Raw genomic sequence first — 14,541 nt, forward strand, 5'->3', positions numbered from 1 at the left:
TCATACTGCGACGTGAGTTTTTCTCCTTCTCGCCCGTTTTGCTTTGCCCTGCCTATGAACCGTCTGCTTTTGCCCCTGCTCGCCACCTCGGCGTTCGCTGCTGATTTCCCGAAACCTTTCAATTCCGAAAAAGGCGATCCCATGTCCGCCGAGGAAGCCGCCGCCACGATGCAACTGCCACCGGGCTTCAAGTGCGTGGTCTTCGCCGCAGAGCCGGATGTGCAGCAGCCCATCGCTATGACCTGGGATGCCAAGGGCCGCCTCTGGGTGGCAGAAAACTACACCTATGCAGAAAACCCCGCCCGCTGGGACACCAAGCTGCGCGACCGCATCATCATCCTGGAAGACAAAGACGGCGATGGCAAACACGATGGCCGCAAGGTCTTCTGGGACCAGGGCGCTTATCTGACTAGCGTGGAGTGGGGCCACAGCGGAGCCTGGATTTTAAACGACGGCACCCTGAGCTTCATCGCCGACAAAAATGGCGACGACGTGCCAGATGCCGTACCGCAGATCCTGCTGGACGGCTTCAACACCAAGACCATCGGCCACAACATCGTCAACGGCCTGCGCTGGGGACCGGACGGCTGGCTGTATGGCCGCCACGGCATTACCGATACTTCCGCTGTGGGGGCTCCCGGAACGCCTAACGAAAAGCGTGTAAAGATGAACTGCGCCATCTGGCGGTATCACCCCACGCGCAAAGTCCTGGAGACCGTGGCCCATGGCGGCACCAATTCCTGGGGCCATGACTGGAACGCGGAAGGGGAGCTGTTCATGATCAATACCGTCATCGGCCACCTCTGGCATGTGATTCCAGGGGCCTACTATCGCCGCATGTTCGGCACCCACCTGAACCCGCATGTTTATGAAGTGATCGAGCAGACGGCCGACCATTTCCATTGGGACACCGGTGCTGAAAAATGGAGCGACATCCGCAACGGCATCAGTAACAAGACCCTGGAACTCGGCGGCGGCCATGCCCACGTCGGCATGCTCATCTATCAGGGCGGCACCTGGCCGAAAGAGTACCATGGCAAGATGCTCACCTGCAACCTCCACGGACGCCGAATCAATGTGGACACCCTGGAGCGCGAAGGCTGCGGTTACGTCGGCAAACACGCCCCTGATTTCATGCAGGCCAAAGACCCCTGGTTCCGTGGCCTCGACCTCATCACCGGCCCCGATGGCAACGTCTTCGTCTCCGACTGGAGTGACTCCGGTGAGTGCCACGACAACGACGGCGTGCATCGGACGAGCGGACGCATTTACAAGATTGTGTATGACGGGAAAGACAAAGGGGATTCCTCCAAGAATAACTGGCAGACAAGGACGGCATTGCTCAAAGCGTATGAAAACGCCTCGGGGCCACAGCCTACTGCCTTGCCGGCATTGAGTGCTGCTGAAAGCAAAGATGGCCTGGACAGACTTCGTCTGGCCTCCTCCATGCAGCGTCGTGAATTGGCAGACCGCTGGCCCATCGCCACCGCTCTTGCTCAACATGCTGAAGACGCCAATGATCGCCAGCAGCCGCTCATGATCTGGTATGGCATCGAGCCTGCCGTGGCGGCCGATCCGATGCGCGGCGTGGAACTCATCGCCAGCGCCAAGATCCCGACGGTGCGCCGTTTGGTGGCCCGTCGCATCACGGAAGAAATCGAAAAACAGCCTGCGGCGGTGGAAGCCTTGGTGGCCCTGCTTGGCAAACAGCCCGAGCTGCAAAAAGACATTCTCGATGGCATGTCTGCCGCGCTGAATGGCTGGAACAAAGCCCCTAAACCGAAGGGCTGGGATGAAGTGGCGAAAACCCTGACTGCGGATGAGTCGCAAAAGTCGGCCCAGCAACTCTCCACCGTCTTTGGCGGCGGTCGCCCGATGGAGGAACTCATCCCCATCATCAAAGACACGGAAGGCGATGCCTCCGCGCGTCGCAATGCCTTCGCCAGCCTCACCCGCAGTGCGAAGCCCGAGCTACTGCCCCTCATTCGCGGTCTGGTGAATGACAAAGTCATCGGTACCGAAGCCCGTAGTGCCCTGGCTGCCTATGATGACCCGAGCATTCCGAAGGCCCTGCTTCAGCCCTGGCCCGGTCGCAGTTTGGAGCAGCAGACGGCCACGGTGAATACACTCATCAGCCGTCCCGCTTATGCCCATGCCTTGCTGGACACCCTCAAAGCCGGGAAGGTCCCCGCCTCCGTCATTTCACCTTATCAAGCCCGTGCCATCGTCAGCTTGAAGAATGAAGCCCTAACCAAAAGGCTGACCGAAGTCTGGGGCGAGCTGCGCGATACCCCAGAGGCCAAGAAAGCCGAGATGGCCAAGTGGACCGCCGCCTTGACCCCGGCCGCCCTAGCCAAAGGTGAAGCTCCTAAAGGCAAGATGGTCTTCATGGCCGCCTGTGCCGCCTGTCACAAGCTTTACGGCGAAGGTGGCATGATCGGCCCCGACCTCACCGGTGGAGATCGTCACAAGTTGACCTACCTCCTCGAAAACATCCTGGATCCCAGCGCCATCGTGCCGGCGGACTATCGTATGACCGTCTTCAAGCTGAAGGATGGGCGCACCATCACCGGCGTGATCCCCGAGCAAAATCCGAAGACCGTCACCGTCCAGACTCCCGCCGAAAGACTGACGCTGGAGCGCGGCGATATCACCGAGCAGCAGCAGCTTTCCATGAGCCTCATGCCCGAAGGTCTGCTCACCGCCCTGGGCGAAGAGCAAGTCATCCACCTCATGGCCTATCTTCAGAGCCTGGGTCCCGTACAGTAGTCATCACTCTCCGAGTGATGCGATCCAGGGCGACGTCCCTAATTCCAATCTTCATCTTCGTCCCCTCAACGCTCACCCTTTTCTCGATCCCCCAAGCCCATCTCTCGGAGAGAGATGGATACTGTACATCACCACATCCAGCCAGCGGCCAAATTTGTATCCGGCTTCGCGGATGTGGGCGCAGGGGGTGAAGCCGTGGCGCTGATGCAGGCGGATGCTAGCGACGTTGTCGGCATCAATGACGCCGATCATGAGGTGGTGCCCCTGGTCTTGCGCAGTGGTCACGAGACGCTCTAAAAAAAGCGTGCCCAAACCCTGGCCACGAAAGCGTACATCCAGGTAGATGGAATGCTCCACCGTGAAGCGGTAACCCGGATGCGAGCGAAAGGGCCCGTAGCTGGCGAAGCCCATCAGCACCCCTTCGTCATTGATCAGGCCCATCACAGGGAAACCAGCTTTTTGTTTGGCGGCGAACCACGCTTCCATGAAGGCCACCGATCTCGGTTCATCCTCATAAAGAGCCGTCGAGTTGGCGATGGCCTCATTGAAGATGGCGCGGATGGCTTCCAGGTGCTGAGGGCCGCAGTCGATCCAGGTCATGCTTTCTGTTAGGTGGAAAGTTTCGCCATGGCGGTCAGCGCGGGGCCTGTCACGCGCATGATGCGCCAGTCGCTTTTCATCTCAGCGCCCAGGCTTTCGTAAAAGCGGATGGCAGGCGTGTTCCAGTCCAGCACCGTCCATTCATAACGCCCACAGCCCCGCTCATAGGCGATGCGGGCCACGGCGGTGATCAGCGCCTTGCCCAGGCCACAGCCACGATGCGCAGGCTGCACATAAAGATCTTCCAGGTGCAGGCCTGGCCTAGCGAGGAAGGTAGAGTAGTTTTGGAAATACAGCGCAAAGCCCACGGCTTTCCCATCCACGCAGCCCATCAGCGCCTCGGCACAGGGGTTCGGGCAAAAGAGCGTTTCCAGCAGGCTCTCCACCGTGGCCACCACCTCGTGAGTCAGTTTTTCATACTCGGCCAGTTCGTGGATCAGCGCCAGGATGGTGGGCACATCGGCTTCAGTCGCTGCGCGGGTGGTAAGGGTGGCTGGCATGAGGGTGATGATTCACCTGGATTGTGAGCGGGGGCGAATCGCCTGCCAAGCCTGAATTGGCTGTATCCTCCACCCGACTTTGCACAGCAGGTAAATTCACCACTGCAACGCATTGCCAAACGAGGGCTTCCCGCTATTCTCGCCACACCATGTCCCTTGAAGCCACTCTCCAGTCCGCCGCCGAATCCGGCAAGCTCCTGCCATCCAGCCTTGAAAACATCCAGGCGCTTCTCTCTGCCAGTGAGAATCCGGTCTATCGCTCCAGCATCGAAGAGCTGGCGAACTCGGGCCAGTGGGATGAGCTGAACGATCGCTTTTTCCAAGCTCTCAAATTTGGCACCGGTGGTCTGCGTGGACGTACGGTGGGTAAAGTGGTGACGATCGCGGAGCGCGGCAACGCGGCCGCAGATCAGCGCCCAGATCATCCCTGTGTGGGCACGAACTCGATGAACTACTACAACGTGGGCCGTGCCACACGTGGCCTCGTCGCCTATGCGAAGACCTACCGCGCTACCGCAGGCCTGACGGGCAAGCCGAGTATCGTGTTCAGCCATGACACTCGCCATTTCTCCGCCGAGTTCGCCCAGAAGTGTGCTCAGATCGCGATGGACAACGGGGCGGATGTTTATCTTTTTGATGGTTGCCGCGCCACGCCAGAAATGTCCTTCGCTGTCCGCCACCTGCGAGCCGATGCCGGCGTGATGATCACGGCCTCTCATAACCCAGCCCACGACAACGGTTTCAAAGTCAATTACAGCGATGGCGCAGGCATTGTGGAACCCCATGCCACCGGCATCATCAAGGAAGTGAATGCCATCGTGGATGAGGCCTACAATCCGCTGCCGGAAGATCAGCAGGGCAAACTGACGATGCTGGGCGAAGAGCTGGATGAGATCTACCTCAAACGTGTGGAGACCATGATGCTGCAGCCGGAGCTGCTGAAGAACGAGAAGGCCAAAAACCTCAAGATCGTTTACACCGCCCTTCACGGAGCAGGTGGCGTGCTGGTGCCCGTGCTGCTGAAGCGTCTCGGCTTCAATTTCTTCACCGTGCCTGAGCAGGACGTGCGCGATGGCCGCTTCCCGACCGTGAAATCGCCGAATCCAGAGAATGCCCCAGCTTTGAAAATGGCTGTGGATCTCGCGAACAAAGAAGGCGCAGACATCGTCATCGGCACAGACCCCGATTGCGACCGCATGGGCGTGGGTGTGCGCAATGCGCAGGGTGAAATGGTGCTGCTCACTGGCAACCAGACCGGTTCCCTCATGGGCTGGTATCGCCTGAAGACGATGACGGATCTCGGCATCCTCAACGACGAAACGCGTAAAAACGCTGTCTTCCTCAAGACCTACGTCACCAGCCCGATGCAGGACACCATCGCCGCCAAGTATGGCGTGCAGTGCATCAATACCCTGACCGGTTTTAAATGGATCAGCGCCAAGCTGGCGAAATACGAAGCCGCGCTGCCAGCGGAAATCCTGGCGAAATATCGCGACCTGCCCGCCGCAGAATCCCGCGCCGCTCGTCTCCAATACAGCAAGTTCCTCGTCTTCGGCGGTGAGGAAAGCTACGGCTACATGGGCGATGACTTCAGCCGCGACAAGGATGGCAACGGCGCGGTGGTCATGTTCGCCGAACTGGCTGCCTACGCGGCCTCCCGTGGCCTGACCGTGGTGGAGCTGCTGGACGAGGTGTACAGCGAGGTGGGTTACTTCCTGGAAGTAAACCAGAGCAAAGTCTTTGAAGGTGCCAGCGGTGCTGCCCAGATCGCCAAACTGGCAGACACTTACGGCTCGAATCCTCCCACGGAAGTGGACGGCAGCGCCGTGGTCAATGTGCGCGATTTCCGCAAGGACGAGATCAGCGACGAAGAAGGCGAAGTGGTTTCCAAGGAGAAGATGCTCTTTGTGGACCTAGCCGATGGCCGCAGCTTTGCCGTGCGTCCCTCCGGCACGGAGCCGAAGATCAAATACTACATGTTTGGCCGTCAGGTGCCTGCGGCTGGGCAAAAGCTCACCGCGGATGAACTGGCTGCGGCGAAGACCCGCGTCTCCGCCTCGCTGGAGAGCATGTGGACCTGGCTGGAGAAGGACATCGACAGCCGTCTGGCCTGATTTCTGCCTCCTGTTTCATTCCATGCTTTCTTCCGCAGTCTGGGTTGCTACGTGACTCAGACCGCCGATAGTCGCGCGCCCTGGGAGAGTCACCCAGGGCATTCCTCTGCATGAGCACTGCCCAAATGTCCCGACCACCCCTGCACCGGCGGCCTGAGAATGCGCCGCAGGAGCCGTTGAGTTGGCTGAAGCCCAAGCACTGGTGGCAACTGTGGAAGGGGGAGGATAGCTCCATCCTCACCACCTCCACGCGCAATTCCATGCTGCCCGTGTTGATCGAGGTCTTTGCAGGCTTTTCCAAACTGGATGGCGAGGTGGAGGAGGAGGAAATCGAGTCCTCCCTGGGCTACCTGCGTTATGATTACAGCGGGGCCATCTATGCGGACATGCGCCGCCTTTATTTTGAGGCCTTGCAGCAGCCTCAGGACCTGGCCCAGCGGGCGAAGGAACTGAGCAATGAGCTGACCATGGAGCAAAAGATCCTGCTCTGTGTGCAGCTCTACCTCCTCATCTCCAGCTCGCTGACAAATCAGCGGCAGATGGTGGAGTTCTACCTCTTCATGACCAATCTGGGCATTGCCGCCCAGGCCATTGACATCGTCTATCAGCTCAATGCCGGAGACAAGCCGACCGAAGAGGACTTCGCCAGCAAAAGTGGCCAGCCTTTGGAAACGCTGCGAGTGGGCTCGGGTGATGCTTGCGATGTGTTGCTGCGGTCACTTTCCGCCGACTGCTCCGTCGTCGCCTTCCGCTTTCAAAATTTGGTGCTGCTGAAGAACACTGGCGGCATCCCCATCCTGGTGCGCAGCCGCCGCCAGCCACCGGGGGATTTCTCCCGCCTCTATCCGGGCGAGCGCGTGGTGCTAGAGGACGTGACGCTGGATTACAACGACCTCATTTCATACTTCAATTCGAAGAAGACGGTCACCGGCTCTCAGCTCTACCTTACCCTCACTGAGACAGGCGATGCCGAAATCGCCCAGCAGCGCGGACGTGGGACGAATCTGCGCGTCAGTTTCGGTCTCGGCGTGACGGTGGAGGCCCTGCGCAGTACGGATGCGACGATCAATGGCGTGGCTCTTAAAGAGGGCACCATTGTCGAGGCCTCCATTGAAGACAGCATTATCGCCCAGGGCGAGATCGAAATCTCCCTGCGGGATCTGCGAGTGCGCGCCCAGGAATTTGGCGGTCAGTTCCGCCTGGAAGGCAGCCGCAATACGTACCTGGTTTCTAACAAACCGGAGCTCCTGGATGAAGGAGACATTCTCCTCTCTGAAGACACCGAGGGGGAAATCCTCCTGCGCATCGAGTGCAACTACTCCCAGAAAACGGGCGAGCTGGAGGTGCTGCGCAGTTCCCGCCCCATCTACGTCGGCCAGATTCCCGTTCGTGACCGCATCATGCTCAGCGATGGCGATACCATCACGCTGGGGGAAGGGCAGTTTCTGCGCTGTCATTTCAGCGACCGCATCATCGAGGAAGAGCGCAATACTATCCGCCAGATGGAAGTGCGCGAACTGGCCCACCGCTTTGACGGGCGCGATACCGCCCTGGACGGCATCAGCTTCATCGCTCGTCGTGGGGAAATGATCTGCGTCATGGGCCCCAGCGGCTGTGGCAAAAGCACCCTGCTGCGCGTGCTCGGCGGGCAGCTTAAAACTCGGGGTGGGGAAGTGCTGATGAACAGCCTCTCGCTGTATAACAATCTCCACAATCTCACCCCCTACATCGCCTACATCCCGCAGGAGGATGCCTTTGACCCACTGCTGAAGGTGCAGGAAAACCTGGACTTCTCCGTTGCCGTCCGCTGCCCGCATTTGAAGACAGAAGAGCGGCGCAAACGCGTGGAGGCCAAGCTGGCCGAATTAGGCCTGGCAGACATGCGAAAACGCCTCGCTGGTACCCCGCAGCAAAAGTACCTCTCGGGCGGTGAGCGCAAACGTCTGAATGCCGGCTTGGACATGATCGGCATCTCCGATGTTTATCTCTTCGATGAGCCCACCTCCGGCCTGTCTTCGAAGGACAGTGAGCACGTGCTGGAGATCATCCGCAGCCTGGCGCGTAACAAGATCGTTCTCACCTCCATCCACCAGCCCAGCATGAGGCTGCTCCAGATGTTTGATAAAGCCCTGCTGCTGGATAAAGGCGGGAAGCTAGCCTACTTCGGCACGCCGCAGGGCATGATCGAGTATTTCTGGAAGGCCTACAACGACGAGACTGGCCAGCGCGAAGCCGAGATGCCGGGCAACTTGACGCCTGACTTTGTATTCGATGTTTTGGAGACGCCTCTGCGCGATATCAGCGGTGACATCATCCAGGAACGCAGTGCCGATGGCCACCTCGTCGCCGCCCGGCGTTTCCCGCCGAATTTCTGGCGCGACCGCTACCAGAGCCACCTCATGCTGGAGAGCATGGCGAAGGCACAGGCCTTCCCTGGCAGCACAAATCTCATCGCCCGTCCACGAGAAGATACCCACACCACGGGCCGCTCACGGGCCATGCCCAAACCTCCCAAACACACACTGCGGGAAGAGAGTATCCTCTTTTACACCCTGCTGAAGCGCGCCTTTCTGAGCAAACTGCGCAATCGCACCAACCTGCTCACCACCTTGCTTGAGGCACCTCTGCTGGGCTTCCTCATTTCCAGCGTGCTGAAATACAGCGAGGAGGAAAGTTACACCTACGCCACCGCCTTCCACATCCCCACGTACCTCTTCATGAGTCTGGTGGTGGCCATGTTCCTGGGCCTAACGAACAGTGCGGATGAGATCATTCGTGACCGTCACACCCTGAGTCGAGAGCGTAACCATAACCTGCGCACGTTCTATTACCTCAGTGGCAAGATCATTTCATTGAGCACCTTTGCGCTCATTCAGTGCTTCATTTACCTGCTCATCGGCAACAACGTGCTGGAGATACGAGACATGTTTTTTGTCCATCTCTGGTGGATGTTTGTCACCGCACTTACCGGCATCTGTCTAGGCCTGCTCATCTCCAGCGTGGTGACGGATAACCGCACCGCCATCAATGCCATCCCGCTCATCCTCATCCCGCAGATCATTCTCGGCGGGGCACTTATCAAGTATGAGGAGATGAACAAGAACCTCGATTTCGTTTACTCCATGCAGCGCTGGTTGGACAAAGCCGGTGTGACGGAGGAGAGCGAGCCGAGCAAGCTCAAGGTCCCCTTCATCTGCCAGTTCATGCCCCTGCGCTGGAGCTATGAGGCCATGCTGATTTCTCAGGCAAAATTGAATCCCCTCACGGCTGCGCAAGACCAGCTCGAGGCGCGTATTCAGGAATTGGTGAATCTGCCGAAGGACATCAAGATGACGTCGGACCAGCAGCGTGATCTGGATGCGGCCAAACAAGGTCTGGCGGTGGTCTCAGGTCTCTATGCGAAAACGGAGCGCGAGGCAGCAGCCAAACTGCGTGAGATTCGCGATGCCACCATGCGCGGCAGAGTCACGCCCAAGCTGCTGCAAAGCGCTCTGGAGCAGGAAGACGGCATCAGTGCGGAAGAGATCTATGTGAACCGCAAGGTGCTGGACCTCGTCACCAAAGCAGAAATGGAGCGCACGGATTACCGTCGTAAAATCCAGCCCAATGTGTTCTTCGGCACGGTGAAACGCTACTTCGGTACAGACTTCGATACCCTGTGGATCAATGCCATGGTCATCTTCATGACCTTGGCCGTTTTGATCACCGTCATTGAGATCTCCCTGCGCCGTCAGCTTACGCGGGTTTGAGGAGGCTGGGTGTTGCGTTGCACGTGTTGCGCCGCGCAACAGATACCCTCAACCTTGGACGCTGAGAGTAAGCGGTGTGATTTTGTAAAGCGTTGGTTTTAAGTGGGTTAAGGATCGTTGAGTGGCGTTGGCATCGCAAATGCCATGAGGAGTCATTGCTTCACCGGAAGCATCCCGACTCCCATGAAAACATCCCTCCCACATCCCTTCAAGAGCACCCTTGCGCTCCTCGCATTCGGAGCCTGTTTGGCCCTCACTCCAAGCTCGCTTCAAGCGGGCGACAAAGCCGTCATCTCCCCCATCGTTGAGCCTCCTCCCTCCCAGTGGGTGCATGCCTTGCTGAAGGTGGATTTTTCAGATCACTACATCACGCCGCGTGGTCTGAATGTGGAGAATCAGGGCCTCATCGTGCAGCCGCTGTTCTTGGTGTTTTGGAATCTGTATTCGAATCCAGATGGCTTTCTCAATGACGTCACTCTCACCACAGGCGTGTGGAGTTCCATCCACAGCCGTGAGTCCGGCCCGGATGAAGGCAACTGGAACGAGTTCGACCCCATCGCCGGACTCGCTTTCAAATTCGCCAAATACTGGCAGTTCGATGTCAACTACACCGCCTTCGAGAGCATGGTGTCAGCCTTCCCGACCTCGCAACATCTGGAACTGAAGCTGTCCTTCAACGACGCTGCCTACACGGGTAACAAGGTCTTCTCCATCAATCCCTACATCGCCTTTTGGAAAGAGTTGAAGAACAAAGCCACAGTGGCCTTCAATCCCGCCACTTCCAGCGAGAGCCACTACTTCACCGTCGGCATGACACCCACGATTGACCTGAAGAAGGTGAAGTTCGAGTTTCCAACTTTCCTGAATTACTCGGACAATGACTTTTACCAGCAGTTCGACGGCACCGGCGGTGGTTCCGGTGTGGCGTTGATTCGCACAGGGGCGGTGGCCACAGTGCCGCTGACCTTCGTGCCAAAAAGCATGGGCTTCTGGTCCGTCTACGCCGGCGTGAAATACTACCACCTGAATAATCCCGGTCTCTTGGATGGCAACCAGGTGCTGGGGGCCGATGGCAGCCGGAAGCGTGACCTCGTGCAGTTTCACGGCGGTGTTTCCATCTTCTTTTAAAACCCGGCACGCTATCCGCGCTGAAGCCCTCTGACCGGAAACCCATGATCATTGCTATGAATGACTCCATCCACATCGAGGCAGAGCCTTACGTCTTTGAGTTGCTGCCTGCTAAATGTGCCCTGCTCATCATTGACATGCAGCGTGACTTTTTGGAGCCCGGCGGCTTTGGCGAGATGTTGGGCAATGATGTTTCCCAGCTCCGTCAAGCCATCGTGCCTAACCAAAAGCTGCTTTCGGCGTGGCGGGCAGCGGGGTTGCAGGTCCTGCACACCCGTGAGGGGCACCGCCCGGATCTGGCGGATCTGCCACCTGCTAAAAAAGTCCGCGGTCACGGGGCGAAGACCATCGGCGATACAGGGCCCATGGGGCGCATCCTCATCCGTGGTGAAGAAGGACATGACATCATCCCTGAGCTCTATCCGCTCCGGGGGGAGCCGGTCATAGATAAACCGGGGAAAGGGGCCTTCTTCGCCACGGACCTTCATGCCATTTTGCAAAATCTGGGCATCACCCAGTTGGTCGTAACAGGGGTCACCACGGAGGTCTGTGTGAATACGACCGTGCGCGAGGCCAATGACCGCGGTTACGAATGTCTCGTGCCGGAGGACTGTGTGGCCTCCTACTTCCCCATCTTTCAGGAGATGGGGCTGAAAATGATCAAAGCCCAAGGGGGGATCTTTGGCTGGGTCTCAGACTCTTCCAAGATCATTCCCGCTGTGGCCTAACTACTGATGAAATCAATGGATCGCAAACACCTCTGCTTCTGCCATGACTGCCTCTGATAACAAACCTAAAATCTGGACCCCGGGAGACTGGAATGCCTTTTTCGGCTTCGGGACCAATATCCTTGTCAACTTGCTCACCCTCACAGCGCTGCTGCGTTTTGTGCTGAAGATGCCGGATGAAATCGTCTTTGGCCGCATCCTGCCCGCCACCGGTCTCATGCTCTGTCTCAGCACGCTTTACTACGCCTGGCTAGCCTACAAGCTGGCGCTGAAGACCGGGCGCAATGATGTCTGTGCGCTGCCTTCGGGCACCAGTGTGCCGCACATGTTTGTGGTGGTGTTTGTCATCATGCTGCCCATTTCTTTGCAGACGGGAGATCCGATCAAAGGTTGGGAAGCTGGGTTGACCTGGGTTTTTATCCAAAGTTTCGTCTTGATGATTGGTGGATTCATCGCGCCAGTCATTCGCAAGATTACTCCACGGGCCGCCTTGCTCGGCACGCTTGCGGGGGTTTCCATCAGCTTCATCTCCATGCGCCCTGCTTTGGAAATGTTCACCACGCCTGTCATTGGGGTGGTCTGCTTCGCCATCATTTTGCTGAGCTGGTTCGGCGGCGTGCGTTATTACAAAGGCATCCCGGCGGGTCTGATCGCCATTGCCGTGGGCAGCGTCATCGCTTGGGGGTCGAATCTCTTCGGTCTGAATTATGGTGACATGACTCTGGCCAAGTTGACGGGTTCTTTTAGCAACTTTGGTTTCTCGATTCCGCTGCCTGCCTTTGGCCACATCTTTTCCGGCTTTGAGTTTCTCGGGGTGATCCTCGTCACGGCCATTCCTTTTGGGATCTATGATTTGGTCGAGGCCCTAGACAATGTGGAAAGCGCTGCGGTGGCGGGCGATGATTTCCCCACCACACGAGTGCTGACCGCAGACGGTGTCATCAGCCTCATCGGTTGCAGTTTGGGCAACCCCTTCATCAATGCCGTTTACATCGGTCATCCGGGTTGGAAGTCCATGGGCGGGCGCATCGGCTACTCGGCAGCCACGGGGGTGGTGGTCATTATCTTCTGCACCTTTGGCATCATCTCGCTGATGTCATCATTGATCCCCATCGTGGCCATCTCACCCATCTTACTTTACATCGGCATGTTGATTGGGGCGCAGGCCTTCCAGGAAACGCCGAAGAGCCATGCGCCTGCGGTCATTCTGGCCCTCACACCTCACTTGGCGGCCTGGGGCAAGTTGCTCATTGATAATTCCCTAGGCGCAGCCGGCACCAATGCAGCAGCGGTGGGGCTGGATAAGTTAGGCCAAGTGGGTGTGCTCTATCACGGCCTGGAGGTGCTGGGCGGGGGAGCGATTTTGAGTGGGGTGATCCTCCCTGCCATCGCGGTGTTCGTCATTGATCGGAAGTTCGCCATTGGGTCCTACTTCGCCCTGACTGGGGCCTTGCTCACCTTCTTCGGCCTCATGCATGGGGAGAAGATAGGCATCGGTGAATCCCCCGTGATCGCTTGCAGCTACGTCCTGGTGGGCCTGGTGCTGGCGGGCTGCGCCAAATACGCCGTGGTGGCTCCTAAACCTGCCGAGGAGGAAGAACTGCACGGGCATCTTCCCATGGCCGCCGACTGATTTCTTCAGGTGTTGGTGAGAGAGTCGGGTGGTTCTGCGGTCTGGTTAACCGCAGGGCCACCCGAACTTGGTTCACTCTTTGCTACAGAATTTTTCAAAACAATCCTTCTCATGCCTTACGTCGAAGCTGATCCTTATCCCTGGCCCTACAATGGTGACCTGCGGCCCGCGAATACCGCGTTTCTGGTCATTGACATGCAGACCGACTTTTGTGGCCCCGGTGGCTACGTGGACAAAATGGGTTACGACCTCAGCCTCACCCGCGCGCCCATCGAGCCCATCAAGCGCGTCTTTGAGGCTACGCGTGCTCAGGGTTACCACGTGATGCACACCCGTGAGGGGCACCGGCCAGATCTCTCAGACCTCCCGGCTAACAAACGATGGCGTAGCCAGCGTATCGGAGCAGGCATAGGCGATGCCGGGCCCTGTGGGCGCATCCTCACACGTGGGGAACCAGGGTGGGACATCATCCCGGAGCTCTACCCTCTGCCAGGAGAGGCCATCATTGATAAGCCGGGTAAAGGCTCCTTTTACGGCACGGATCTCGACATGCTCCTGCGGCAAAAGGGCATCCAAAACATCGTCCTCGCAGGCATCACCACGGATGTCTGCGTGCACACCACCATGCGTGAGGCGAATGATCGTGGCTTTGAATGCCTCATGCTGTCTGACTGCACCGGCGCCACCGATCATGGCAACCATCTTGCTGCGCTGAAAATGATCAAAATGCAGGGCGGTGTGTTTGGAGCCGTGAGCGACTCCGCTGCCTTCATCCGAGCGATCACTTCTTAAACCATCTCTAGTCACCGATCTTCCCCAGTTTTTAATCGCAGGCATCCCGGCTTTTTTTACCGAGTCTTCCATTGTGAATCCAGACGATCCCTCTCCCCCGCCTAGCTTCAGTTTTCCTCACTTTGAGCTGAAGGACATCTTCAATATTTTAGCTCAGGAGGAGGACATTCCCTGGAGTTATTTTCGTGACGGGGTAGATATCTATCGCTTCTATGGAGATGGCATCACGGGCCCTACGGCGGCGCTCATTCGTTTCCGCAAAGAAGCACGTGTGCCCATGCATTTGCATGAAGGCTGGGAGCACATCTTGGTCCTGGCCGGTAGCCAGCGGGATCAAAATGGCATCATTCATGCAGGCTCTCTGCGCATCCATCCCCCTGGCACGTATCACAGCGTGGTGAGTGAGGCCGGGTGCATCGTGCTGGCGATCTATGAGAAACCCGTCCGCTTCATGGAGCGGCCTCTCAAGCCGGACGAATGAGCGTTATTGAGTCGGATATAAGAAAAAAGCTCATGGTGGGAAACCGC

The 14,541-nt window shown here is 58.0% G+C and carries 10 protein-coding genes; 8 read left to right on the forward strand and 2 right to left on the reverse strand.

The window, feature by feature from the left end:
* Positions 1–54: 54 nt before the first annotated feature.
* Positions 55–2,769, forward strand: a complete 2,715-nt coding sequence (locus tag ABEB25_RS00175) for a PVC-type heme-binding CxxCH protein (RefSeq protein ID WP_345734347.1) — start codon at positions 55–57, stop codon at positions 2,767–2,769.
* A 72-nt stretch (positions 2,770–2,841) separates the two neighbouring features.
* Here ABEB25_RS00175 and ABEB25_RS00180 read toward each other — a convergent pair whose 3' ends face one another.
* Entirely contained in the window at positions 2,842–3,369 is a 528-nt protein-coding gene (locus tag ABEB25_RS00180; protein ID WP_345734348.1) for a GNAT family N-acetyltransferase, read from the reverse strand.
* An 8-nt stretch (positions 3,370–3,377) separates the two neighbouring features.
* Positions 3,378–3,869 carry a GNAT family N-acetyltransferase gene (locus ABEB25_RS00185; RefSeq protein ID WP_345734349.1) on the reverse strand — a complete coding sequence of 164 codons (492 nt, stop codon included), beginning with the start codon at positions 3,867–3,869 and terminating at the stop codon, positions 3,378–3,380.
* A gap of 149 nt (positions 3,870–4,018) precedes the next feature.
* On the opposite strand from ABEB25_RS00185, the gene ABEB25_RS00190 reads away from it, so the two are divergent.
* The 7 genes from ABEB25_RS00190 (at position 4,019) to ABEB25_RS00220 (ending at position 14,494) form a co-directional block, all read left to right on the forward strand.
* Complete coding sequence (locus tag ABEB25_RS00190; RefSeq protein WP_345734350.1) at positions 4,019–5,983, forward strand: phospho-sugar mutase; 1,965 nt, start codon at positions 4,019–4,021, stop codon at positions 5,981–5,983.
* Between the two features lie 125 nt (positions 5,984–6,108).
* A complete protein-coding gene (locus tag ABEB25_RS00195; protein ID WP_345734351.1) occupies positions 6,109–9,732 on the forward strand; it encodes an ATP-binding cassette domain-containing protein in 3,624 nt (1,207 codons plus the stop codon).
* Positions 9,733–9,915: 183 nt separating this feature from the next.
* Complete coding sequence (locus ABEB25_RS00200; protein WP_345734352.1) at positions 9,916–10,860, forward strand: hypothetical protein; 945 nt, start codon at positions 9,916–9,918, stop codon at positions 10,858–10,860.
* A 56-nt stretch (positions 10,861–10,916) separates the two neighbouring features.
* A complete protein-coding gene (locus tag ABEB25_RS00205; RefSeq protein ID WP_345734353.1) occupies positions 10,917–11,588 on the forward strand; it encodes a cysteine hydrolase family protein in 672 nt (223 codons plus the stop codon).
* Between the two features lie 43 nt (positions 11,589–11,631).
* Complete coding sequence (locus tag ABEB25_RS00210) at positions 11,632–13,221, forward strand: regulator (RefSeq protein ID WP_345734354.1); 1,590 nt, start codon at positions 11,632–11,634, stop codon at positions 13,219–13,221.
* Positions 13,222–13,332: 111 nt separating this feature from the next.
* The gene (gene biuH, locus ABEB25_RS00215) at positions 13,333–14,013 is read left to right on the forward strand and encodes a biuret amidohydrolase (RefSeq protein ID WP_345734355.1); all 681 of its coding nucleotides are present in this window, start codon (positions 13,333–13,335) and stop codon (positions 14,011–14,013) included.
* A gap of 73 nt (positions 14,014–14,086) precedes the next feature.
* The gene (locus tag ABEB25_RS00220) at positions 14,087–14,494 is read left to right on the forward strand and encodes a cupin domain-containing protein (RefSeq protein WP_345734356.1); all 408 of its coding nucleotides are present in this window, start codon (positions 14,087–14,089) and stop codon (positions 14,492–14,494) included.
* Positions 14,495–14,541 lie beyond the last annotated feature (47 nt).

This window comes from Prosthecobacter algae, assembly GCF_039542385.1.
GTDB lineage: Bacteria > Verrucomicrobiota > Verrucomicrobiia > Verrucomicrobiales > Verrucomicrobiaceae > Prosthecobacter > Prosthecobacter algae.

Coding starts and splice junctions, on each gene's coding strand:
- ABEB25_RS00175 (WP_345734347.1), top strand. CDS start 55: ATGAACCGTCTGCTTTTGCCCCTGCTCGCCACCTCGGCGTTCGCTGCT.
- ABEB25_RS00180 (WP_345734348.1), bottom strand. CDS start 3,369: ATGACCTGGATCGACTGCGGCCCTCAGCACCTGGAAGCCATCCGCGCC.
- ABEB25_RS00185 (WP_345734349.1), bottom strand. CDS start 3,869: ATGCCAGCCACCCTTACCACCCGCGCAGCGACTGAAGCCGATGTGCCC.
- ABEB25_RS00190 (WP_345734350.1), top strand. CDS start 4,019: ATGTCCCTTGAAGCCACTCTCCAGTCCGCCGCCGAATCCGGCAAGCTC.
- ABEB25_RS00195 (WP_345734351.1), top strand. CDS start 6,109: ATGTCCCGACCACCCCTGCACCGGCGGCCTGAGAATGCGCCGCAGGAG.
- ABEB25_RS00200 (WP_345734352.1), top strand. CDS start 9,916: ATGAAAACATCCCTCCCACATCCCTTCAAGAGCACCCTTGCGCTCCTC.
- ABEB25_RS00205 (WP_345734353.1), top strand. CDS start 10,917: ATGAATGACTCCATCCACATCGAGGCAGAGCCTTACGTCTTTGAGTTG.
- ABEB25_RS00210 (WP_345734354.1), top strand. CDS start 11,632: ATGACTGCCTCTGATAACAAACCTAAAATCTGGACCCCGGGAGACTGG.
- biuH (WP_345734355.1), top strand. CDS start 13,333: ATGCCTTACGTCGAAGCTGATCCTTATCCCTGGCCCTACAATGGTGAC.